The organism is Acinetobacter sp. BD54, from assembly GCF_044778325.1.
Taxonomy (GTDB): Bacteria; Pseudomonadota; Gammaproteobacteria; order Pseudomonadales; family Moraxellaceae; genus Acinetobacter; species Acinetobacter baumannii.
In genome coordinates, this window is record NZ_JANJEP010000016.1 from 14,106 (window position 1) to 36,488 (window position 22,383).

General features: G+C 39.4%; 23 protein-coding genes. 13 read left to right on the forward strand and 10 right to left on the reverse strand.

All coding sequences use genetic code 11. The features are described from left to right. Window positions 1-9: 9 nt before the first annotated feature. Window positions 10-522 (reverse strand): 5-(carboxyamino)imidazole ribonucleotide mutase, encoded by a 513-nt coding sequence (gene purE / locus NQ782_RS17980; RefSeq protein ID WP_000994663.1) that lies wholly within the window; start codon window positions 520-522, stop codon window positions 10-12. A gap of 183 nt (window positions 523-705) precedes the next feature. After that, window positions 706-1,068, reverse strand: coding sequence for a DMT family protein (locus NQ782_RS17985; RefSeq protein WP_002018080.1), 363 nt, complete (start codon window positions 1,066-1,068; stop codon window positions 706-708). A gap of 241 nt (window positions 1,069-1,309) precedes the next feature. On the opposite strand from NQ782_RS17985, the gene mpl reads away from it, so the two are divergent. After that, entirely contained in the window at window positions 1,310-2,683 is a 1,374-nt protein-coding gene (mpl, locus tag NQ782_RS17990) for a UDP-N-acetylmuramate:L-alanyl-gamma-D-glutamyl-meso-diaminopimelate ligase (protein WP_000550105.1), read from the forward strand. Between the two features lie 70 nt (window positions 2,684-2,753). Here the strand turns inward: mpl and NQ782_RS17995 are convergent, their stop codons facing one another. Then, entirely contained in the window at window positions 2,754-4,004 is a 1,251-nt protein-coding gene (locus NQ782_RS17995; RefSeq protein WP_057094138.1) for a low temperature requirement protein A, read from the reverse strand. Window positions 4,005-4,139: 135 nt separating this feature from the next. Here NQ782_RS17995 and NQ782_RS18000 point away from each other — a divergent pair, with 135 nt between their 5' ends. The 8 genes from NQ782_RS18000 (at window position 4,140) to NQ782_RS18035 (ending at window position 11,640) form a co-directional block, all read left to right on the forward strand. Further along, entirely contained in the window at window positions 4,140-4,736 is a 597-nt protein-coding gene (locus NQ782_RS18000; RefSeq protein ID WP_000051337.1) for an undecaprenyl-diphosphatase, read from the forward strand. A 318-nt stretch (window positions 4,737-5,054) separates the two neighbouring features. Then, window positions 5,055-6,011: a TerC family protein gene (locus NQ782_RS18005; RefSeq protein ID WP_000447698.1), complete on the forward strand. Its 957-nt coding sequence runs from the start codon at window positions 5,055-5,057 to the stop codon at window positions 6,009-6,011. A 188-nt stretch (window positions 6,012-6,199) separates the two neighbouring features. Continuing rightward, entirely contained in the window at window positions 6,200-6,565 is a 366-nt protein-coding gene (locus NQ782_RS18010) for a hypothetical protein (protein WP_001256717.1), read from the forward strand. A 21-nt stretch (window positions 6,566-6,586) separates the two neighbouring features. Continuing rightward, the gene (locus tag NQ782_RS18015) at window positions 6,587-7,747 is read left to right on the forward strand and encodes a glutathionylspermidine synthase family protein (RefSeq protein WP_057094136.1); all 1,161 of its coding nucleotides are present in this window, start codon (window positions 6,587-6,589) and stop codon (window positions 7,745-7,747) included. 289 nt (window positions 7,748-8,036) lie between these two features. Beyond that, window positions 8,037-9,092, forward strand: coding sequence for an aromatic ring-hydroxylating dioxygenase subunit alpha (locus NQ782_RS18020; protein ID WP_057094134.1), 1,056 nt, complete (start codon window positions 8,037-8,039; stop codon window positions 9,090-9,092). Window positions 9,093-9,148: 56 nt separating this feature from the next. Next, entirely contained in the window at window positions 9,149-10,474 is a 1,326-nt protein-coding gene (gene guaD / locus NQ782_RS18025) for a guanine deaminase (RefSeq protein WP_057094132.1), read from the forward strand. A 214-nt stretch (window positions 10,475-10,688) separates the two neighbouring features. Beyond that, on the forward strand, window positions 10,689-11,216 hold the full coding sequence (gene hpt / locus NQ782_RS18030) for a hypoxanthine phosphoribosyltransferase (protein ID WP_000214980.1): 528 nt from the start codon (window positions 10,689-10,691) through the stop codon (window positions 11,214-11,216). A gap of 172 nt (window positions 11,217-11,388) precedes the next feature. Continuing rightward, window positions 11,389-11,640 carry a GlsB/YeaQ/YmgE family stress response membrane protein gene (locus tag NQ782_RS18035; protein WP_000269732.1) on the forward strand — a complete coding sequence of 84 codons (252 nt, stop codon included), beginning with the start codon at window positions 11,389-11,391 and terminating at the stop codon, window positions 11,638-11,640. 52 nt (window positions 11,641-11,692) lie between these two features. On the opposite strand, the gene NQ782_RS18040 is transcribed toward NQ782_RS18035, so the two are convergent. Next, a complete protein-coding gene (locus NQ782_RS18040; protein ID WP_000592160.1) occupies window positions 11,693-12,391 on the reverse strand; it encodes a DsbC family protein in 699 nt (232 codons plus the stop codon). Between the two features lie 95 nt (window positions 12,392-12,486). Next, entirely contained in the window at window positions 12,487-13,473 is a 987-nt protein-coding gene (gene dmeF / locus NQ782_RS18045; RefSeq protein ID WP_001154530.1) for a CDF family Co(II)/Ni(II) efflux transporter DmeF, read from the reverse strand. A gap of 57 nt (window positions 13,474-13,530) precedes the next feature. Between dmeF and NQ782_RS18050 the strand changes: the two genes are divergently transcribed. Continuing rightward, a complete protein-coding gene (locus tag NQ782_RS18050) occupies window positions 13,531-13,794 on the forward strand; it encodes a metal/formaldehyde-sensitive transcriptional repressor (protein ID WP_000018128.1) in 264 nt (87 codons plus the stop codon). 45 nt (window positions 13,795-13,839) lie between these two features. Here the strand turns inward: NQ782_RS18050 and mnmE are convergent, their stop codons facing one another. The 5 genes from mnmE to rpmH form a co-directional block, all read right to left on the reverse strand. Next, window positions 13,840-15,195 (reverse strand): tRNA uridine-5-carboxymethylaminomethyl(34) synthesis GTPase MnmE, encoded by a 1,356-nt coding sequence (mnmE, locus tag NQ782_RS18055; protein ID WP_000556128.1) that lies wholly within the window; start codon window positions 15,193-15,195, stop codon window positions 13,840-13,842. A gap of 90 nt (window positions 15,196-15,285) precedes the next feature. Next, window positions 15,286-17,046 carry a membrane protein insertase YidC gene (yidC, locus tag NQ782_RS18060; RefSeq protein WP_001188089.1) on the reverse strand — a complete coding sequence of 587 codons (1,761 nt, stop codon included), beginning with the start codon at window positions 17,044-17,046 and terminating at the stop codon, window positions 15,286-15,288. Window positions 17,047-17,051: 5 nt separating this feature from the next. Then, window positions 17,052-17,372: a membrane protein insertion efficiency factor YidD gene (yidD, locus tag NQ782_RS18065; protein WP_000251652.1), complete on the reverse strand. Its 321-nt coding sequence runs from the start codon at window positions 17,370-17,372 to the stop codon at window positions 17,052-17,054. 10 nt (window positions 17,373-17,382) lie between these two features. Next, window positions 17,383-17,775 carry a ribonuclease P protein component gene (gene rnpA / locus NQ782_RS18070; RefSeq protein ID WP_001240377.1) on the reverse strand — a complete coding sequence of 131 codons (393 nt, stop codon included), beginning with the start codon at window positions 17,773-17,775 and terminating at the stop codon, window positions 17,383-17,385. A 29-nt stretch (window positions 17,776-17,804) separates the two neighbouring features. Continuing rightward, complete coding sequence (gene rpmH / locus NQ782_RS18075; protein WP_000831329.1) at window positions 17,805-17,939, reverse strand: 50S ribosomal protein L34; 135 nt, start codon at window positions 17,937-17,939, stop codon at window positions 17,805-17,807. Between the two features lie 670 nt (window positions 17,940-18,609). On the opposite strand from rpmH, the gene dnaA reads away from it, so the two are divergent. The 3 genes from dnaA (at window position 18,610) to recF (ending at window position 22,350) form a co-directional block, all read left to right on the forward strand. Continuing rightward, window positions 18,610-20,007, forward strand: coding sequence for a chromosomal replication initiator protein DnaA (gene dnaA / locus NQ782_RS18080; RefSeq protein WP_000964768.1), 1,398 nt, complete (start codon window positions 18,610-18,612; stop codon window positions 20,005-20,007). A gap of 97 nt (window positions 20,008-20,104) precedes the next feature. Next, on the forward strand, window positions 20,105-21,253 hold the full coding sequence (dnaN, locus tag NQ782_RS18085; RefSeq protein ID WP_001237350.1) for a DNA polymerase III subunit beta: 1,149 nt from the start codon (window positions 20,105-20,107) through the stop codon (window positions 21,251-21,253). A 14-nt stretch (window positions 21,254-21,267) separates the two neighbouring features. After that, complete coding sequence (recF, locus tag NQ782_RS18090) at window positions 21,268-22,350, forward strand: DNA replication/repair protein RecF (RefSeq protein WP_000550807.1); 1,083 nt, start codon at window positions 21,268-21,270, stop codon at window positions 22,348-22,350. Window positions 22,351-22,383: the final 33 nt, after the last annotated feature.

Sequence of the window (22,383 nt, forward strand, 5' to 3'; positions counted from 1 at the left end):
TTCAGCCTCTTAAACCTGTCCCGGAATATTGTTGCTTGCAACTTTATCAGTTTGTGCAGCACGGAAATCTGCAACATTTTTTGCAATTTCAGGACGAGTTAAACCTAAGATTTGAGCAGCCATAATCGCAGCATTGGTCGCACCAGCCGGACCAATTGCCAAAGTACCTACAGCGATACCTGCTGGCATTTGTACAATTGAAAGTAATGAATCTACGCCATTTAAAATTGATGATTTAACTGGTACACCCAATACAGGTAAATCAGTTTTTGCCGCACACATACCTGGTAAATGCGCAGCTCCACCAGCGCCTGCAATAATCACTTGAATACCACGATCACGCGCAGTTTCTGCATATTCAAACAAACGGTCCGGAGTACGGTGAGCAGATACCACTTCCGCTTCAAATGGGACACCAAGTTGTTTAAGCATATTGGCAGTATGTTCAAGCGTTGCCCAATCGGACTGGGAACCCATGATAATTCCGACTAAAGGTTGGGTATCTGTTGCGACCGCGTTCATTGGCATTTCCAAAGCGTAAAAATGGTAAAAACTCGACTTGTACCAAGCCAAGCATGAGAGAAAAAGATGAGGCCAATATTATAGCTGTTTTTTCACTCACCCCAAAGCCCAAGTTTATGTGGAAAAAGCATGATTCCGATGGATTTAACAACGATCTGTCTGAAAACCCAATTTCATATAATTTTACTGGCTTCTAAATACAAAATAGACACAACCAAACAAGCATAACATAGCCCAAACATAGTCTAGCTTGAACGGCTGCTTAAATAGCAACACCATAAATGGAACAAATACAATAAGCGTGACAACTTCTTGGGTAATTTTCATTTCACCCAAAGTCCAACCTTGGTCACTCAAGAGTCGAGTTGCCGGAATCATAAAACTATATTCAAGCAGGGCAATAGTCCAACCAAATAAAATCGCTTGCCAGAATGGTGCGTGGTGCAAAAACTTAAGATGCCCATACCATGCAAGTGTCATAAAACAGTTAGAAATAATTAACAGAACGAAAGCTAAAACCGTTGGGCTCAAAGGCACATCCTTCATCATCACGATGATGTAAGTATTAATATGGATCGAAAATATTATAAAAGATAAAACTGTAATTCAGCTTAAATCTAAAAAATAAAGCTGTACTTTTATGAACGCCTCAAACACATAGAACAACAACGAATTTTGACTATCTTTTCCAGTTGAGCCTTGCTATCGTTGCTGGCAAATTTATCAATAATGAAAACACAGTAATTCACATTAATACTGTGTACAAAAGCAGTGGAGAAGGCGAGCAATGCATCTGCATATCTTGGGTATTTGTGGCACTTTTATGGGCTCTTTAGCACTTTTAGCTCGTGATTTAGGACATAAGGTAACAGGTTCCGATTCAAACGTTTACCCGCCAATGTCTACCCAGTTAGAAAATGCAGGTATTGAACTCATGCAGGGCTATGACCGTAGCCATTTACAGCCTCATCCGGACTTGGTTATTGTCGGCAATGCCATGAAACGTGGTATAGATGCTGTCGAATACATGTTAAATGAAGGTCTGCCATATATTTCTGGTCCACAGTTCCTTGCTGATCATGTTTTACAAGGTAAACATGTGCTTGGTGTGGCGGGTACTCACGGGAAAACAACTACGACAACCATGCTCGCTTGGGTACTTGATCAGGCGGGTTTAAACCCGGGCTTTTTAATTGGCGGTGTTCCACTTGGTTTTAGTGAAAGCGCTCGTTTAGGCGGTGGCAAATACTTTGTGGTTGAAGCCGACGAATATGACTCAGCTTTCTTCGATAAACGTTCTAAGTTTGTTCATTATCATCCAAAAACGGCGATTTTAAATAACCTTGAATTTGACCATGCCGATATTTTTGATGACCTAGCAGCGATTCAAAAGCAATTCCATCATCTGGTTCGTACTATTCCAAGTGAAGGCCGTATTATTGCGCCAATTACTGAAACACATATTGATGAAGTACTTGAAATGGGCTGCTGGACACCAGTGATTCGTACAAGTTTAGAAGCAAATGAAAAAGCGGCTTTGTCTGCTGAATTAATTTCAATTGATGGCAGCCATTTTAAAGTACTCGAAAATGGCAATGTTGTTGGCGAAGTGAAATGGAGCATGACAGGGCAGCATAGCGTAGCGAATGCATTGGCAACGATTGCAGCCGCTCAGCATGTGGGCGTTTCGCTTGAAAAGGCATGTGAAGCTTTGTCTAACTTTGGCGGTGTAAAACGCCGTATGGAGTTACTCGGCACGATCAATGGTATTGAGGTTTATGATGACTTCGCTCACCATCCAACAGCAATCGACACGACTTTAGATGGCGCACGTAAACGTTTAGGCGAACGTCGTTTATGGGCCATTATTGAGCCACGTTCAAATACCATGCGCATGGGTAGCCATAAAGATGGCTTAGCACATTCTGCTCGTTTAGCAGACGAAGTGATTTGGTATCAGCCAGAAGGCCTAGATTGGGATTTACAACCTGTGATTGAAGCTGCGACTAACCATGCCCAAGTCAGCCGTTCACTTGATGAAATTATTGAACGTATTGTCAATGAAGCAGGTGAGGGTGATGCCGTTGTAATTATGTCTAATGGTGGTTTTGGTGGCTTACATCAAAAACTTATGAGCGCATTAAAAGCTAAAGCTGCTTAACTTGCGCTCCAGATGATTCAATAAAAAACGGGTTTCAAATTGAAACCCGTTTTTTTAGTTTAATTATTTTTTAAACCTGTTTTGGCTCTATATTTTCCATAAATTTATTCGAGATGAATAAACGTAACGTATAGACAATACCCATCGCAAACACGCTATATCCCACGTTATTACAAATAAACGGAATACATAAAATAATGAGTGCAGTAATAGGATAAAACCATTTAGTAATTCCAGATAAGCACTGAAACTCATAAAGTATCCATATGCAACTGGTATAAAGCACCACACTCACCGCGACAATTACACCCATGTATAAATCAGAAATATGGGCATGGTGCGTGGTGACATCCACGGCGGCGGCAAGCGCAGCACCTACCGCAGCAATACTCACAAAAACAAAATAATGGCCATATCCCCAAACAAACGGACGTACACCTTTAATATGATGATGCTGTTCACTGCGGTCAAAGTAAGCCCACCACATTGCAAACATCAGCATTAATCCGCCAATCATTAAAAAAACAGCCGGAATATTAATAGATTGAGCCGCAAGCGCATCACGAATGGCATTAAAGCTACCTACGATGGATTCCCCTAAAACGATAATAGTAAGAAGGGCATAGCGCTCTACAATATGATGAGGATGCCACGGCGTAGGAGAATATTTTTCTGCATAGATAGGAACAAATAACTCGACCGCAACCAGAAGTAAAAATAAAGGAATTGAAAGGGCATGAGCAAAGTTAGCAACAAGCCAGCCAATTTGTACCAATACGATACCTATGGCATAGCGATACGCTGTAATTCGCCGTTCAGGGTCATGTTTTGCGGCTCTCAGCCACTGGGTGACTAAAGCCAAACGCATAATCACATAGCCGACAATAATGATGTCAAAATCCTGACTATGGAACACATCAGGAATACCTGCGGCCATGACCAATGACCCTACAATCTGTACAAAGGTAAGACACCGATACAATGCATCGTCATTATCGTAAGCCGAAGCAAACCATGAAAAATTCATCCATGCCCACCACAGTGCAAAAAATACCATCAGATAACTTGGTAATGCATGCCATAGATGATTTTCAATAATTGCATGATGTAGCTGCTGACCCGCTGTTGCAATCGCGACCACAAAAATTAAATCGAATAATAATTCGAGGGGAGTTGCTGCTCTATGCGGCTGTTCTGGATCTCTTGGAGATAGGGGCCTCAAACTTAATTTTTTCTGTTTTTCTTGAGTAGTCATAAAATAACGTTCTCGAATAAAGTGCCAACACGTTAACACTTTAATATTAACGCCCCGAACACGCATTAAAAATTATCTAGCCTTACTGTCTATTATTTACTCACAAATAAACTATATTTCATTTTTGTGACAATTCTTTATCAAGACCTTAAGCTTAATTCTTTATCATAGCTCACGTTTTTGTTCTTGTTTGGAATATGAATGTCTTTAGAAACACTCAACCTTAGCTTATTCCATGTCATTAATGGGGCTCAGGATGCGAGTCAATTTATCATTCGTCTTGCTATCTTTTTTGCTAATGATCTCCTCTATATTCTTTTATTCATACTTACATTTTTATGGTTTTATGGCGATCAAGATTTAAAAAATAGGGTCATTAAATCTGTCTTTCTAACCTGTGTATCGCTTTTAGTCGGTTACGTTATTTCTCTGTTTTACCATCACCCAAGACCGTTTGTGATGGGTGTGGGCACCACCTTTATTGAACATGCACCAACAGCGTCTTTTCCAAGTAATCATATGCTGATTTTTAGCACCATAGCCCTGTCTTATTTGTTTGCTCAGCGCAAAATGATTGGAATTATTCTTTTATTTTTGTCATTTGTGGTGGCGTGGTCACGTATTTATTTAGGTGTGCATTTCCCTTTAGATATGTTGGGTGCTTTTATTGTCGCGTTACTGGTCAACACAGCCGGTTATTACTTCTGGAATATTTATGGTACACCTTTAACAGCATTCTTTATTCACCTTTACCAGATTATATGCAAACCGCTTTTAGACCGTGGTTTGATTAAATAACCTCTAGAGCTTTTATGTAGTAAAACCACCACATGAAGTTCAGTTGCGTAATACAAAAAAATCTGCCATTCTATGTGGACTTGGATAAGTTTTATCCAAAAAAGAATTTAGTTTGACAAGGGGAGTAGCCTCCTCCAAACATAACAGCAATGTTATGTGTCAGATATCGTCAATACGCTTTTATTAAAAAGTCGGTATCTGAGCATCGTGAAATTCATGGTGTAGGCAAGACCTTGATCATGTTGATACAGATGTTTAATTCATCTGGCAACTGGTCGAGGTTTTTTTATGCCCAATTGCCGGATGTATGGAGGATTTATGGAAACAATCGGCAATTTATGGCTGTACGTAGCATTCTTTGGCATAGTCATTGTCATGCTTCTGATTGACTTTTTAGGCTTTAAGCAAAAACAAGGTCAAGATGTCTCAATTAAGCAAGCTGCTTACTGGAGTGTGGCGTGGGTAAGCGTCGCAGCCTTATTTGGTGGTGGTTTATGGCTTTACTTACAACAAACAGTTGGGGTGACCTTAGCTAACCAAAAAACCATGGAATACTTTGCAGGTTACTTACTCGAAAAGTCCCTCGCAATTGACAACGTTTTCGTCTGGTTAATGATTTTCGCAGCGTTTGCTATACCGGCTGCGCTACAACGTAAAATTTTGCTCTACGGCGTATTAGGCGCAATCGTACTGCGTACCCTGTTTATTTTTATTGGTGCATGGTTCGTTCAAGAGTTTTCTTGGGTACTTTATATCTTCGGCGCGTTCTTGGTATATACAGGCTTTAAGTTCTTAAAAGGCCAAGAAGAAGAAACCAACATTGAAGATATCAAGCTTTTAAAATGGTTACGTAACCATATGCGTATTACACCACAGCTTGAAGGTGACAAATTCTTTGTACGTCAAAACGGTTTATTGTGGGCAACGCCGTTATTTCTAGTTTTGATTTTGGTTGAAGCTTCAGACGTGATTTTCGCCGTAGATTCTATTCCTGCTATTTTCGCGGTAACTAGCGACCCGTTTATTGTTTTAACGGCGAACTTAATGGCAATTTTAGGTTTACGCGCAATGTTCTTTTTACTTGCTGGCGCTGCGACTAAATTGCATTACTTGCCATACGGCTTAGGCATTATCTTATTGTTCATTGGTGCAAAAATGTTGTTGCTTGATGTATTCCACATGCCAATCTGGATCTCATTAAGCTTTATCGTCATAGTGTTAGCAATCACTGCTTACCTCTCTTTACGACACAACAAAAAGCAATTGCAGTCCTAATTCATCACAACAAGGCATCTACATGTAAGATGCCTTGTTATCTAAATCTTCAAAAGAGACTGTACTTTAAAAAAACAGGTTAATATCATATGCCAACCTAAAATTTATCTTTCCTAATCAGAAACATAATAGATAACAGCTAATCGGTATTTTATGCCGAATATATTTATTAAAATGTGTGGAGTCTCATGCGTTCTAAAAAAATTAATCTTGTCATTGTCCCGTTATTACTCACGGCATGTAGCCATAATGATGGTCCTTTGGTACAAGACGTATATAACAACCAATATGACTGTGCTCGTGACTGGAATAATGAAACATGTAACCAAGAAAATAGCTCAAGTGGACATGGTTCTAGCTATGTTGGAAGCCGCTATTTAGGGCCTGCGTATTATCAAAATAATCGGGAAGTTTCTTATCACGGAAATACCTTACATCCTTACAGCAATTTGAGTGTAGGTCGCCCCATTATTTCAAGTACGGCGAAAAGCGCGTCTTCCTCATCCCCAATACGTGGGGGGTTTGGTCGTAGCGGTTTCTCTTTCGGCGGCTAAGTCTTTAGGCATTCACTTAATATGAAAAGAAAAATATTTACTCCACGTCCAGACTGGCAAGTGGAGCATCAAAATATTGGTTTTGATTATTTTAATTTACCTTCTCTCGATGGCTCAATTTACTGGTCTGAAGGGGTTGCGTATGAGTTTACTCTTAAACAGATTGAACAACTTGAAAATGCGGCAAATGAACTACATCAAATGTGTTTATCGCTAGTAGGAGATCTCATTCAACGCGGGGACTACCCAGCTTATTTTCAAATTCCTGAAGTTGCCATAAACCATATTGAACATTCATGGAAACAAAATGCTCCGATGCTGTATGGCCGCTTTGATTTCGCTTACGATGGGCGAAATATCAAAATGCTGGAATATAACGCCGACACACCGACTGGCTTACTTGAAGCTTCTGTCGCACAGTGGCTGTGGATAGAACAAGTCTCGGGCATTGCAAACCGAGACCAGTTCAATAGTATTCATGAAGACCTGATTAAACGCTGGAAGACAATTTTACCGCGTGGTAGCCATGTGCATTTTGCTGCCTGTCAGGAAGCTGGAAGGGAAGACTGGGGCAATCTCGAGTATTTGATGGATACCGCTTACCAAGCTCATCTACAAGTTTCCGAGCTTTCTATGGAGAACATAGGTTGGAACGGGCAAGATTTTGTTGATCTCCATAATCAGCCCATTCAGAACATATTTAAACTTTATCCATGGGAATGGATCTGGGAAGAAGCATTTTCTCAATATATCCACCCACAAACACAGTGGATTGAACCTTGCTGGAAAATGCTACTTTCAAATAAGGCGATTCTGGTTGAGCTTTGGAAGTGTTATCCCAATCATCCATTATTGGTCGAAACCCATACCTATGACCCGCAACAAAGTTTGTCTGGCAAATGGGTGAAAAAGCCGATTTTGGCAAGGGAAGGGGCCAATATTCGGGTTTTACAAGACGGCCATGACCAAGGCGCGGCTTCTGGTAGCTTTTATTTTGATGACTATGACAAATATGGTTATGTCGTACAGAAATGGGTAGACACCCCATTATTTTCAGGACAACTACCTACTCTTGGTTTATGGATGGTTGGACATCAATGTGCAGGCATGTCTATTCGTGAAGATTGTTATGACATCATTGGTAATGATGCCCACTTTGCAGCACATTATTTTGTCGAGTAATAAGTGAATAGAGATTTAAAAAAGCACTGTTTAGGTGCTTTTTTATTGTGTCTCCGACGCAGTCAATCAGTGCATTTTAAATATATAGCGAAGAATCAATGTTCGCTTTAAAGCTAAATTAGAACAAAAATTCAAAAATATAATGATTTAACTCTATGTATTTTAAATTTTTTATTCTGGTTTACTTTCTTAAAATTCAATATTGGCAAGCTCTTTGCATCTCCTAAAAAGAAAAAAGCCTAGATTTTAGGGGCTCGTCAGAGCCCTAATTTTTTTAAGGAGTAATGCAATGAATGCTATTCCAACTTTAACGCCACTTTCTCAACCATGTAATAGCAGTTTTGATGCAAAAGATTGGGAAATTTTATCTACTCACTGGTATCCCGTCGCACGTATTCAAGATGTCTCTAATGCACCTCAAAGAGTCACACTACTAGACGTCAATATGGCCCTCTATAAAACAGAAAGTGGCGAAATTCATCTGGTCCGAGATATTTGCCCACATCGTGGCGTGCCTTTAACCAAAGGTTGGGTCGATGGTGAAGAGATTGTTTGTCCTTATCACGGTCTACGCTATAACACTGAAGGGAAATGTACTCAAATACCAGCTCAGCCCGAACTAACTAAAATTTCTGATCGTTTTTCTCTGACCAAATTTCCGGTTGTGCAAAGATATGGCCTCATTTGGACCAGTATTCATGGTCGTGATATTGCTAAAGCCAATATTCCTGTGTTAGATACTTGGGACCGTGCAGAGCATCAATCAATTTTACCGCCTTTTGTGGATATTGGTGGTTCTAGTGGTCGTCAGCTTGAAGGGTTTATTGATGTCGCTCATTTTGCATGGGTGCATCACAACGCCTTTGCGAATCGTGATAACCCTGTCGTCCCTAAATATCACACTGAACGTACTGACTATGGTTTAAAAACGGTCTATATCAGCAATGTCAGTAATTATCCGCATGAACTAAAATATCTCGAACCAGAAGGCTTTTTGTGGAAGCGTACTTTTGAGGTTTATCCGCCATTTTCTGCCGTGCTTACTGTCGATTTTCCAGAAAGTGGGATCTTAAAAATTTTAAATGCCTGTTGTCCTATCTCAAGTAATAAAACCCGTTTATTTGTTCCACTCACACGTAACTTTGACCAAACAGGTGATTTAGAAAAAGTATATGCATTTAATGCGCAAATTTTTGCCGAAGACCAAGACATGGTCGAATCACAAAAACCAGAAGAACTACCGCTCGATCTAATGATGGAAGCACATTTTGAAGCAGACCGTTCATCAACGACTTATCGACGGATTTTGGCTGAATGGGGACTAAGTAAACGTTATACCGTTTAAATCTTGGCTAACTGGGGTACAATCAATCGAAAAAAGTGAAAATATATAGGCTTTCCATGTCATTGATCGCAAATACCACCGTTGTGCGTGGTCGTTTTTTAGATATTCAACAAACTGTCTCTGAGCCAGCTGATATTCCAAATCAAGTACGTTATTTGGAAGATGGTGTATTGATTAGTGAACATGGAAAGATCAAATGGTTTGGTGCATGGGAAGATGCTCAACAGCATCTACCTGCTGGAGTTGAGGTTCAACATTATCCAGAACAATTGATTGTACCCGGCTTTATTGATACCCATATTCACTTTCCGCAAACCGAAATGGTGGGAGCTTACGGCGAACAACTTTTAAGCTGGCTTAATACTTATACTTTCCCAACTGAAATCCAGTTTCAAGACAAAACATATGCAAGCGAAATTGCCCAGTTCTTTGTTCAGGAACTCTTAAAACACGGTACAACCACGGCCCTCGTTTTCTGTACAGTTCATCCCGAGTCTGTTGATGCCTTATTTGAAGCCGCAGAGCGCGTTCAGATGCGTTTAATTGCCGGCAAGGTACTTATGGACCGTAATGCTCCGGAAGCGCTGTGTGACACGCCAGAAACGGCTTACAGCGACACTAAAGCACTCATTGAAAAATGGCATGGTAAGGGCCGTGCTCTGTATGCGATTACGCCACGATTTGCGCCGACTTCTACACCTGAGCAATTAGAAAGAGCAGGGCAGTTAAAACAAGAATTTCCGGATGTGTATGTCCATACGCATTTAAGTGAAAACAAAGATGAAATTGCTTGGGTGAAATCTTTATTTCCGGAACAAGCGGGCTATTTAGATGTTTATCAACATTATGGCCTGACTGGTAAGCGTTCTGTGTTTGCGCATTGCGTTCACTTAGAAGATGAAGAATGGCAATGTATGCATGATACGCAATCGGCTATCGCATTTTGCCCAACTTCAAACCTGTTCTTAGGCAGTGGTTTATTTCCATTGAAAAAAACTTGGGAAAAACAAGTGAAAGTAGGCTTAGGGACAGATATTGGGGCTGGCACATCGTTTAGCTTACTGCAAACTGTTAACGAGGCTTATAAGGTTCAGCAATTACAAGGTGATAAACTCTCAGCTTATGAAGCGCTTTATCATGCAACCCTAGGCGGAGCAAAAGCACTCGATTTGCAGGATCAGTTAGGTAACTTCAACGTCGGTAAAGAAGCAGACTTTGTGGTACTAAACTTAAAGCCAACAGCATTACAGGAACTTCGCCAGTCTAAATCTAAATCTGTTGAAGATTCACTGTTTGCATTATTCACTTTAGGTGATGAACGTAATATTGAGGCGACTTATATTTATGGAAACCGTGCTTATCAAAAAGAAACAGCCAAATAAAAAAGGCATTGTTAAGTTTTTGTTATTATTTGGAATATGTGCTATTGCGTTAAAGCGTGATCGACATATTCCGCAAAATGATAAAATTTCACAGCCATCAAAGGGTGCATGAAACGTCATTTTGCTTTAAAATTTTACCATTAACTCAGATTTTCGAGGTGTTGCTGGTCAACACCTTTTTTATTTTTTCTTTTATATCTTGTAGGAATCTGCCATGACTGTTGCAATGAGCATCATGATTTCAACCGAAGAAATTCAAGCAAAAGTCAAAGAGCTCGGCGAGCAAATCAATTCTCACTATGCAAATAGTGACAAAGAATTGGTTCTGATTGGTCTACTTCGTGGTTCTGTTATTTTCATGGCAGACTTATGCCGTACGATTACCAAACCACATGAACTCGACTTTATGACAGTGTCTAGCTATGGCGGCGGTACCACTTCAAGTCGAGACGTTAAAATCTTAAAAGATCTTGATGGTGAAATTCGTGGTAAAGACGTGCTTGTGGTTGAAGATATTATTGACTCAGGCAACACCTTAAGCAAAGTCGTGGAAATGTTGCAGACTCGCGAACCAAATTCGATTCAATTATGCACATTAGTGAGTAAACCATCTCGCCGTGAAATTGATTTAGAAGTTAAATTTTTAGGTTTTGAAGTTGAAGATAAATTTATTGTTGGTTATGGCTTAGACTACGACCAGAAATATCGTCACTTACCATTTATTGGTGAAATTGGTCTGTAAATTTTATAAAAATGGCACCGCAAGGTGCTATTTTTTTATATAAAGCCTGAGCTTTGAACAAAAAAGACACAAAAAGTCGCAATCTGCTACAGACAAAACAGATCACTCTACCGCACGATAGAATATGAAGCAAAATCATTAACTTCATCAAAAAAACAACTGGAGAACAAATATGTGGTCACTTATTGTTGCTATTGTGGTTGGTTTCTTCGCTGGCTTAATCGCTCGTGCTTTACACCCAGGTGATGATAAAGCAGGTTTTATTGTTACTACTTTAATTGGTATTGCAGGTTCACTTCTAGCCACTTATGGCGGTCGCTTACTTGGTCTTTATGGAGAAAATTCAGCGGCGGGCTTTATTGCTTCTGTCATTGGTGCCGTCATTATTCTCTTTATCTATAACCTAATTGCACGAAAAAGCTAAGTAGGAAATTTAATTTTAAAAAAGCACCGAATGGTGCTTTTTTTAAGTCATTTTATAAACCTAACTCTTTCCAAACTGCCTGAATTTCTTCAGCAGAGCGCGCTCCGACGAGTTTAAATCCGTTAGCAAAAATGAGAGTAGGTGTGCCATTAAAACCTAATTTTTTCCCTAATTCCAAGTTACGGTCAATCGGGTTTGTACAGCTCGCAACCATTGGTTTAACACCTTGCTCAATTAATTTTTTCCATGAATATGATTGATTCGGTGCACACCAAACTTGTCTAGAAACCACAATAGACTGAGGTTTTAAAGGATAAATAAAAGTGTAAATAGTGACATCTTTAAGCTTGTCGAGTTCAGGTTCAAGCTGCTTACAATAAGGGCAATTTGGATCAGAAAATACTGCTAAAACATGCTGACCATTACCTTTGACTGTTTTAATGGCATCTTTTAAAGGCAACTGTTTCCAATCAATTGAGTTCTGCCCTAAAACCAGATCTTTAGTTAAGTTCTTCTGGTCTTTTAACCGAATCATAGAGCCTACAAACATGTGCTGCCCATCTTCACCAAGATAAATAATTTGCTGATCCAGATTAGCACTATATAGCCCAGGCATTTCGGTTTTCTGAATATTACTAATTTTCAAATTAGGATATTGTTTTTTAATATTTTCCCGAACAGTATCTACATTAGCGAAACTCAAACTTGTAGTTAAACTAAATAACGCCAATATTCCTAATTTTTTAATCATAAAACCGACTCGGAGGCAGGAGAGAAGAACATTTTAATCAGTTCCGTTAGTGAAAACAGAACTGATTACCGAGTTATAACCAAACTTCTACTCAGTTATGCCAATGTTTCACGTGGAACATAAACAGGTTTTAAGGTATTAATTTCTACTGAAATATGCACAATTTCATCATGAATCGATAAAGCATCACGAATCTGGTCTGCATTTAAAGAGATATCGTCAGTTTCAAGTGCCAAAATACAAGAAAATTTACCTTTTGCGACTTTCCAGACATGAATATCTGTAATTTCCACATGTTTCGGAAATTCAGCTATTACTTCCCGAATTTCATCAACTACAGGATGGTCCATTTCAGCATCTAGAAGGGTTTTACCTGTTTCTTTCATTAAGCCAAAAGACCACTTTGCAACTAAAATAGCACCTAAAATTCCTAAAAGTGCATCTAAAAAATCCCATCCAAAATATTTACCTGCGAAAAGCGCTACAATTGCAAAAACAGAAGTCACTGCATCTGCAACCACATGTAAAAACGCAGCTTTTTGGTTTAAATCATGGTGATGATGCCCATGCTCGTGATGGTGATGGTGATGGTGATGGTGATGGTGATGGTGATGGTGATGGTGATGGTGACCATCATCATGAAGTAACCAAGCACAAATCAAGTTAATAACTAAACCTAAAATTGCAATTGGAATCGCTTCATTATAAAAAATTTCAACCGGGTTAAATAAACGTTGAACTGACTGAAAAGCCATAAAAATAGCCACAACCATCAGCAAAATTGCGCTGCTATAGCCGGCTAAAATCTCAATTTTCCAAGTTCCAAAGCTAAAACGATGATCATTGGAATAATGACGGGCTGCACGATAGGCAAAGTAGGCTAAACCAAGGGCCAACATATGTGAACTCATATGCCAACCGTCGGCCAATAGGGCCATTGAATTGAAGAACCACCCACCAAATACTTCCAGTACCATCATGGACGCCGTTAAAATGGTTGCAATCAAAATACGTTTTTGTGCAAGTGGATTTCCTTCATCAAACTGATGTTGATGATGACGTGATACACTATAATCCTGCATAAAATTTAAACCCAATATACTCCCTACCAGTATATTAAATTGTACAAGAGAAAACAGATGAGTCACATTGGTCAGGATAAAAAAATTGTTAATCGTGTAAAACGACTAAAAGGGCAAATCAACAGCATTGAAAATGCGATAGAACAACCAGAATCTTCATGTATAGATATTTTGCAGCAAGTTGCAGCCATAAAAGGTGCAATAAACGGTTTGATGAGTGAATTAATGGAACAGCACTTACATCATCACGTACTTAAAGGCGCAGAAGTCGATCAAAATGAGCTAGATGAATTCTTAAAAGTTTTAAAAAGATACGGCTGAGAAAATTACTGGATGACATAGCACTCTACATCATCCAGTTTTTTATTATTTTCCGATACAGAACGAACCAAAGATTTTGCCTAATAGGTCATCGGCACTAAAATCACCCGTAATTTCACCTAAAGCATTTTGAGCAAGACGTAGTGATTCGGCAACGAGTTCACCTGCGTTAAATACAACAAGTTGCTCACGTGCCTCTGCCAAATAGAGCTGAGTGCGCTTCATTGCGTCTAAATGACGTGTTCTCGCAATAAATGTATCTTCCTCAGGGTGAAAGCCTGCATGCGCTGTAATCGCATCTACGAGGCCTTGTACGCCCATCTCTTGTTTTGCTGAAACTGTGATATGACGGAACCCTTGATAATCGCTTATTTCGGCAGATTGACCAGTTAAATCACATTTATTGCCAATTAACATGAGACGACGCGGTTCAATATGTTCAGCAAAGTATTCTTGAGCCAGTTTTAAGGGGTCATCGCCTTGATTTAAATCGTAGACCAATAACAACAAATCGGCCTGCTCAATTTCTTTGATTGCACGACGAATGCCTTCTTTCTCGACTACATCTCCCGTTTCACGAAGACCTGCTGTATCCGTTAAGGTGATTGGTAAACCATTTAAGCTAATTTTTTCATGTAAAACATCACGAGTTGTACCAGCAATATCAGTCACAATTGCACGCTCAACACCAGCAAGTGCATTTAACAAGCTCGACTTACCCGCGTTTGGTTTACCCGCAATAACAACCTGTAGACCTTCACGGAGTAATTGCCCTTGTCGTGCAGAGGTTTGAACGGCATGTACAGATTGTTGAACATCTTCCAACAAAGCTAAAATTTTGCCATCAGCCAAAAAATCAATTTCTTCTTCTGGAAAATCAATCGCAGCTTCTACGTGCAGACGTAAATGAATCAGTTTTTCTAAAACTGTATTAATTTTTGTTGAAAAAGCGCCTTGTAAAGAACGGACTGCCGAACGAGCCGCAGCTTGAGAGGTCGCATCAATCAAATCGGCAATTGCTTCAGCTTGTACCAAGTCCATTTTGCCATTTTCAAAAGCTCGCATGGAGAATTCCCCAGCTTTTGCAGCAATTGCCCCAAGCTCAAATAAACGGCCAAGTAAGGCATTTTGAATGACAGGGCCACCGTGGCCTTGAAGTTCTACAACATCTTCACCGGTAAAAGAATGTGGATTTGGAAAGCACAAGACAATGCCTTCATCCATAATACTTCCATCAGTATCATAAAACTTACGAAAACCCGCCATCCGAGCTTCAGGTAAGTTTTTTTGCGTCAGTTTTTGAGCAATATCATAAGCCTTAGGTCCCGATAAGCGAATCACGCCCACTCCACCACGCCCTGGTGGCGTTGCAATTGCGGCAATTGTGGTTTGACTATGCATATTATTCACCTAAAAACCTAAAATACAGCCAAAGAAAAATCCGCCTAAGATTACCATCTTAAGCGGATTGATTCAGCAAAAGTTCAAGGATTAAGATGCCGATTCAGCTTTACTGATACGACTTTTCTCAACACTCTTGTTAATAAACCATTGCTGTAAGATTGTAATACTGTTGTTCACAATCCAGTACAACACAAGACCCGCAGGGAAGAACAACATAAATACCGTAAACATAATCGGCATAATGCGGAATACTTTCGCCTGCATTGGATCAGCTGGTTGCGGGTTCAACATTTGCTGAGCAAACATTGTCGCACCCATAATTAATGGCAAGATGAACCATGGGTCCATCGCAGACAGATCTTGAATCCAGCCTAACCACGGTGCATGACGTAATTCCACACTTTCCATGAGTACCCAGTACAAAGCAAGGAAAATTGGCATTTGTAGCAATAACGGTAAACAACCAGAAAGCGGGTTAACCTGTTCACGTTTGTAAAGCGCCATCATTTCTTGCGAGAAGCGCATACGGTCTTCACCGAATTCTTCTTTCATGCGTTGCATTTCTGGTGCAATCACACGCATTTTCGCCATAGAACGATAACTTTTTGAAGATAAAGGCCATAAAATCATCTTCACCATAATGGTAAGTAAGATAATTGACCATCCCCAGTTGCCTACAATGCTATGGAAGAATTGAAGACCTAGGAACAATAACTTCGCAATTGGCCATAACCAACCATAGTCAACAGTCTGGTTTAAACCTACCGCTAAATCTTTTAATTCAGATTGTACTTTTGGACCTGAATAAAGCTTCGCATCGACTTCCATTGAAGTACCCGCCGGAACATTAATTACTGGCGAAGTGAAGCCAATAATATTCATATGATCCGCAGACTGACGAGATTCAAGTTTAGCGACATAAGGCTGACCATTTGCTTGAGTCAGTTTAAGATTTCCTGGAATCCAAGCACTTACAAAGTAGTGCTGAACCATTGCAACCCAACCGCCTTTAGCTTCGGTATTGAGTTTTTCTTCAGAGAAATTCGCAAACTTAAGTTTGTTGTAGTGAGCATCCGGAGTACCCCATGCACCACCTAAGAACGTACCTAAAGTGAAAATACCCTGAGAAGACTTACCTGGATCTTCCGAATTATCACGTTTCAACTGTCCAAACATCTGTCCTTGCCAGTTTTGTTGGCTGCGGTTAACAACTTGATGTTTGACAACAATTGGATATTGACCTTGAGTAAATGTAAAAGTTTTAATAATTTCAACGCCTTCTGGTGTCTTAAACACCATAGGAACTGTTAAAACTTTCTCAGAATGTCCACTTTGATCTTGTACCCCTTTAGCATCAGCTAAAGTATATGATGTTTTTTCAACAGCATATAATGGGCGACCACCACGACTGCTATCTGGTCCATTCAAACCAATTAAGCCAGACTGAGCAACATAAGTACGCTTGGCATCATTTTCAAGCATAACAAATGGTTGATTACTGTCTTTGCTCTTGTCGTGAGAGAGTAATTCAATACGAACAATATCACCACCTTTTGGATTGATCCAAAGATGATAAAGGTCAGTTTGTACTGAAATAAGCTGTTGATTCACAGGTGCAGTTGCATCTGTGGTTTGTGACTGCGCAATATTTGCTTGTGGCACATCGGAAGCCACTGTTGCAGTTTTAGCATTTGGCAAATCAGCAGATACTTCATGTGAACTTACAGCCGCCGCTTGTTGTTGCGGTGCAGTTGCAGCATTTCCATAATCTTTTTGCCAAGCCAAAATGAGCAAATATGCGGTGACAAACATGGCCCCGAGAATTGCAAACCTGGCCCATTGTTGCATATCTATTACCCCAAATGGTTAGAGAGATTTTGCTTCATTAAACGATCACGAAAGGGTACAGCAACATGATGCGTTTGAGAATCTATTTGATGAAACGAAATAAAACGAATTGCTTTAGGCGGTACCGGATCGTATCCAGAGCCTCCCCACGGATGACAACGACAAATACGTTTAGAAGATAACCAAACGCCTTTGATTGCACCATGAGTTTGTAATGCTTCTAGCGCATATTGGGAACAAGTTGGGATATAACGACAACGGGGTCCAAGAAGCGGACTAATCGCAATTTGATACAGTCGAATGAACCAACGCAAAATACGAACCATTGGTCATCTCTTAATTCTGCGAGGTTGGGACAACTTTAGAATGTTTTTTCGCTAAGCGTTGTAATTTTTGCCAAGCAAAATCTAATTGTTGATATAGCTCAGCATTCGTAATCGTTTCTATACCAACTTTAGGCATCACAACAACATCTATGTCTGACCCAAATTTCGGCTGATGTAGACGAAAGCTCTCACGAGCAAGACGTTTTATTCGATTTCTTTCATGCGCACGACGCACTTTTTTCTTAGCAACAACAATACCCAAACGGCTGTTAGGCTGTTCGGTTAATTTTGCAAGAAATAAAAAATGGGGTTGATGCACTTTAAAAAGCGCACCATCAAATACACTTTTATAATCTGCAGCACAGCGTATACGAAGATCTGTGCTAAAACTGTAAAGTGCCATCACACCCAAGTCTGGTCAGCGTAACAGTATTAAACAGTTAAGCTATGACGACCTTTTGCACGACGACGAGCTAATACTTGACGACCAGCTTTAGTTGCCATACGAGCACGGAAACCATGAACGCGTTTACGCTTTAATTCAGATGGTTGGAAAGTACGTTTCATATCGAAACTCCCAAAAATGATCTTTCTATAAAGGTCCGCGATTTTATTGTGCAATGTTTACGCTGTCAATGAAAAACCGTGAAAGTTTTGTATTTAAGTCAAATTTTTAACTTTTTATCTTCTCTTTATATTTAGCCTATTTTTCTTATTTAAAAGTTATGCACAAAGTAATTGTTTATTTTTATTAAGACTTTTAAGATATACACTTCTTATTTACATACTTATCAACAAACCTTGATGTGAAGTTGGTTTTGATTTGGTATATTTGAATTTAAATTCATATTTTTTAGTTATCCACAATTTGGATCAACCCTATTAAATAAATTCAAATTTTAAAATTTAAATTTATTCTTATTAGTGTGGACTTTTCTTGTGGATTTCACAGTTTTAAATTTAAAAAACATATATTTGAACTGTTGATAACTCTGTTTTTATTGTCTTTATGGATTGTGGATAAGTTTATGTGATAATTTATCCACAGGATGTGCAAAAAGTTATTCACAATTGATTTTGAATTTAAATTTATTCACAAGAGATTTCTTTTTAGGCAAAATCAAACGAAATCGTCATGACAGATGTGGATAACTTGGGTAGAATGGCGACCCCTTCTCATCAGGAAGGGTTAATCTTTAAATGATTTGAATTTAAAACGCAGACATAGGGGATACACATGCTTTGGACAGACTGCTTAACTCGCTTGCGACAAGAGCTCTCTGATAACGTCTTTGCGATGTGGATTCGCCCTTTAGTAGCTGAAGAAGTAGAGGGGATACTACGTCTCTATGCTCCTAATCCTTATTGGACGCGTTATATTCAAGAGAATCATTTAGAGTTAATTTCTATATTGGCTGAACAATTGTCAGAAGGGCGGGTGCGTCAGGTTGAAATCTTGGTAGATTCTCGTCCTGGTAGTATTTTGTCTTCTAGTGAACAGCCTGCAACAACTACAGCAGCTTTACAAACTGCCCCTATACCTCAACCTGCTAAGGTTAAAAGAGAACCGGAACCTGTTGCTAATACTGCAGTTAGTTCTAAGAGTTCAAAAAAGAAACTATTAAATCCACAATTTACTTTTTCACTATTTGTTGAAGGCCGTTCTAACCAAATGGCAGCAGAAACCTGTAGAAAAGTATTAACACAGTTAGGTGCTTCTCAACATAACCCTTTATTTTTATATGGTCCGACAGGTCTAGGTAAGACTCACTTAATGCAAGCAGTTGGTAATGCCTTACTGCAAGCGAAGCCGAATGCAAGAGTCATGTATATGACTTCAGAAAGTTTTGTACAAGATTTTGTGAGCTCATTACAAAAAGGAAAGGTAGAAGAGTTTAAGAAAAATTGCCGTTCTTTAGACTTGTTATTAGTAGATGATATTCATCTTTTGGCAGGAAAAGAAGCAAGTCTTGTTGAATTCTTCTATACATTTAATGCCTTACTTGATGAATCTAAACAAATTATTTTAACGTCTGATCGATACCCTAAGGAATTAACAGAACTTGATCCTCGATTGGTTTCTCGTTTTTCCTGGGGGCTGTCAGTAGGTGTTGAACCACCTGATATTGAAACTCGAATCGAAATTCTGCTTAAAAAAGCTGAAAATAGTGGCGTTGATTTACCTAGAAACTGTGCGTTGTTTATTGCCCAACAAGTCGTAGCGAACGTACGTGAACTTGAGGGCGCACTGAATAAAGTTGTCGCAATTTCACGTTTTAAAGGTGCTCCAATTGACCTTGATGTCGTACGGGAATCTTTAAAAGATGTCTTAGCGATCCGTGCTCGTACAATTAGTGTAGAAAATATCCAGCGTGTAGTGAGTGAATATTTCCGAATTCCATTAAAAGAGCTGGTAGGTCCAAAGCGTACCCGAATTTATGCTCGACCACGTCAGTTGGCGATGGGGCTTGCCCGTGAATTAACGGGAGATAGTTTTCCTGAAATTGGAATGGCTTTTGGTGGGCGTGATCACAGTACAGTGATGCATGCTTGTGAAAAAGTCGTCAGTTTACGGGAAGAAGACCCAATCTTTGATGAAGATTATAAGAACTTATTACGTTTGCTTCAAAGTTAATGAAATAATAAGACGTTGTTGCAAAGTCTACGTAAGTGCAGCATAGTACACAGCTAAAAAATGAAATGTTTGCTCCAAGTTGCTAGAGGAATGAATCGTGCGTTTGAAAATCGCTAAAGAAAGTTTACTCAATGTTTTATCGCATGTGGTCGGTGCGGTAGAACGTCGTCATACCTTGAATATTCTTTCAAACGTCAAAATTCAGACTAATGCTCAAGCGCTCACTATTACGGGTTCCGATTTAGAAGTTGAACTCGTAGCGAGCACCGCTTTATCAGAAGGGGCGTGCCTTGAGGCAGGCGAGACAACTGTTCCTGCTCGTAAATTGATGGAAATTTGTAAATCTTTGCCTACAGCTGCATTGATTGATTTACAAATTACTGAAGATCAAAGATGTATTTTAAAGTCTGGTAATAGCCGTTTTGTGCTAGGTACACTACCGGCTGAAGATTATCCATTGTTAACCACTGAGAATAGCCAAGGTACGCAAGTACAGGTGACTCAACGTGAATTAAAGCGTTTATTTGAAAAAACTGCTTTTGCAATGGCTGTACAAGACGTACGTTTTTACCTCACTGGTACTTTATTAGAAATTGATGAAAATCAATTGCGTGCAGTAACAACTGATGGTCACCGTTTAGCACTTTGTGAAATTTTGGCTTCCTCTACTTCATCTCAGTTGGTACAAGCGATTGTGCCTCGTAAAGCTGTGGGCGAATTGCAACGTTTACTCAGCATTGAAGATGAACAGCTCACTTTGCTTATTGGCCGTGAATTATTAAATGTAACGATTAATACGCCAAGCCGTGATAAAGAACAAGGTGATATTACAGTTCGTTTTACAACTAAATTGATTGATGGGAAATTCCCTGATTATCGCCGTGTTATTCCACGTGGTGGTGATAAACATGTTTTGATTGGTCATGACGTATTTAAACAATCATTACAACGTGTAGCAATTTTAAGTAATGAAAAATTGCGTGGTGTTTTCCTAAACTTCAATCAGGATTCTTTACAGCTTCGTGCAAATAACCCTGAACAAGATGAAGCAATTGAAGATTTAGCGATTCAATATCAAAGTGCCCCATTAGAAATGTCATTTAATGCTCAATACCTACTCGATGTGTTGGGTGTATTAGATGGTGATGATGTAAATATGAGCATGACTGAGGCGAATCAGTCTGTATTGGTTCAAGATCCGGCTCATCCTGACCAGACCTATGTGGTTATGCCGATGCGTGTTTAATCTGGTTTAACTATATGCATCTTACGCGCTTAAATATTGAACGTGTGCGTAATTTAAAAACGGTTGCACTCCATGGGTTGCAACCGTTTAATGTCTTTTATGGCGCAAACGGTTCGGGTAAAACATCAATTTTAGAAGCGATCCATTTGCTTGCAACAGGCCGCTCATTCCGTACACATATACCCAAAAATTATATTCAATATGAAGCTGACGACGCGATTGTATTTGCTCAGTCAGCAACTGAAAAAATTGGTATGCAAAAACTCGCTTCTGGTGAGCAACTCATGAAAGTGAATGGCGATACCGTTGCGACTCAAGGTCAGCTCGCAAAGTTACTTCCTTTACAGCATATTGATCCACAAAGTACGGATATTATTGATCATGGTGCCAAGCCAAGAAGACAACTTTTAGATTGGCTTATGTTCCACGTGGAACCTGAATTTTATTTTGCTTGGCAATATTACTCTCGTGCGCTAAAGCAGCGTAATACCTTACTCAAAACACGGCGTAATCTTTCATTGGCTGATTTAGAACCGTGGAACAAAATGTTGAGTGATTATGGCGAGATTTTGCACTCACAGCGTTTAAGTATTGTCGAGCAATGGAATGTTTATTTCCAAAATGACTTAAGCCAATTACTCCCTGATTTGGAGATTGAGCTGGAATATAGCCCAGGTTTTCATACAGAGCAGGGGCTTATGCAAGACTTGTTGAATCAGCATCAAAAAGACATCGAGAGACGTTATACCGAGTATGGTCCGCATCGGGCAGATTTGCGCTTAAAAACGCCATTTGGACATGCTGATGATGTTTTATCAAGAGGTCAGAAAAAACTCTTGATTATTGCCTTAAAACTGTCACAAATTGCAATGTTGCATGCGAGTAATAAGGAAACTGTGGTATTATTAGATGATCTGACAGCAGAATTAGACTTAACCGCACAACAACGTTTAATTGAACGATTAAGCCAACTTGGTAGCCAGGTTTTTATGACAACTTTAGATCATGCATCGGTAAAAAAACATTTACATGATCTGTCTATTTCATATCAATTATTCAGTGTTGAATCCGGTCAAGTTAGTCTTGCTGCACCATAATTTTTTGATGTTACCCATCTTTGAATAAACCTA

What these genes read in the sequence shown, in the direction of transcription:
- purE (WP_000994663.1), bottom strand. Translation starts at nt 522, where the DNA reads ATGAACGCGGTCGCAACAGATACCCAACCTTTAGTCGGAATTATCATG.
- NQ782_RS17985 (WP_002018080.1), bottom strand. Translation starts at nt 1,068, where the DNA reads ATGAAGGATGTGCCTTTGAGCCCAACGGTTTTAGCTTTCGTTCTGTTA.
- mpl (WP_000550105.1), top strand. Translation starts at nt 1,310, where the DNA reads ATGCATCTGCATATCTTGGGTATTTGTGGCACTTTTATGGGCTCTTTA.
- NQ782_RS17995 (WP_057094138.1), bottom strand. Translation starts at nt 4,004, where the DNA reads ATGCGTGTTCGGGGCGTTAATATTAAAGTGTTAACGTGTTGGCACTTT.
- NQ782_RS18000 (WP_000051337.1), top strand. Translation starts at nt 4,140, where the DNA reads ATGTCTTTAGAAACACTCAACCTTAGCTTATTCCATGTCATTAATGGG.
- NQ782_RS18005 (WP_000447698.1), top strand. Translation starts at nt 5,055, where the DNA reads ATGGAAACAATCGGCAATTTATGGCTGTACGTAGCATTCTTTGGCATA.
- NQ782_RS18010 (WP_001256717.1), top strand. Translation starts at nt 6,200, where the DNA reads ATGCGTTCTAAAAAAATTAATCTTGTCATTGTCCCGTTATTACTCACG.
- NQ782_RS18015 (WP_057094136.1), top strand. Translation starts at nt 6,587, where the DNA reads ATGAAAAGAAAAATATTTACTCCACGTCCAGACTGGCAAGTGGAGCAT.
- NQ782_RS18020 (WP_057094134.1), top strand. Translation starts at nt 8,037, where the DNA reads ATGAATGCTATTCCAACTTTAACGCCACTTTCTCAACCATGTAATAGC.
- guaD (WP_057094132.1), top strand. Translation starts at nt 9,149, where the DNA reads ATGTCATTGATCGCAAATACCACCGTTGTGCGTGGTCGTTTTTTAGAT.
- hpt (WP_000214980.1), top strand. Translation starts at nt 10,689, where the DNA reads ATGACTGTTGCAATGAGCATCATGATTTCAACCGAAGAAATTCAAGCA.
- NQ782_RS18035 (WP_000269732.1), top strand. Translation starts at nt 11,389, where the DNA reads ATGTGGTCACTTATTGTTGCTATTGTGGTTGGTTTCTTCGCTGGCTTA.
- NQ782_RS18040 (WP_000592160.1), bottom strand. Translation starts at nt 12,391, where the DNA reads ATGATTAAAAAATTAGGAATATTGGCGTTATTTAGTTTAACTACAAGT.
- dmeF (WP_001154530.1), bottom strand. Translation starts at nt 13,473, where the DNA reads ATGCAGGATTATAGTGTATCACGTCATCATCAACATCAGTTTGATGAA.
- NQ782_RS18050 (WP_000018128.1), top strand. Translation starts at nt 13,531, where the DNA reads ATGAGTCACATTGGTCAGGATAAAAAAATTGTTAATCGTGTAAAACGA.
- mnmE (WP_000556128.1), bottom strand. Translation starts at nt 15,195, where the DNA reads ATGCATAGTCAAACCACAATTGCCGCAATTGCAACGCCACCAGGGCGT.
- yidC (WP_001188089.1), bottom strand. Translation starts at nt 17,046, where the DNA reads ATGCAACAATGGGCCAGGTTTGCAATTCTCGGGGCCATGTTTGTCACC.
- yidD (WP_000251652.1), bottom strand. Translation starts at nt 17,372, where the DNA reads ATGGTTCGTATTTTGCGTTGGTTCATTCGACTGTATCAAATTGCGATT.
- rnpA (WP_001240377.1), bottom strand. Translation starts at nt 17,775, where the DNA reads ATGGCACTTTACAGTTTTAGCACAGATCTTCGTATACGCTGTGCTGCA.
- rpmH (WP_000831329.1), bottom strand. Translation starts at nt 17,939, where the DNA reads ATGAAACGTACTTTCCAACCATCTGAATTAAAGCGTAAACGCGTTCAT.
- dnaA (WP_000964768.1), top strand. Translation starts at nt 18,610, where the DNA reads ATGCTTTGGACAGACTGCTTAACTCGCTTGCGACAAGAGCTCTCTGAT.
- recF (WP_000550807.1), top strand. Translation starts at nt 21,268, where the DNA reads ATGCATCTTACGCGCTTAAATATTGAACGTGTGCGTAATTTAAAAACG.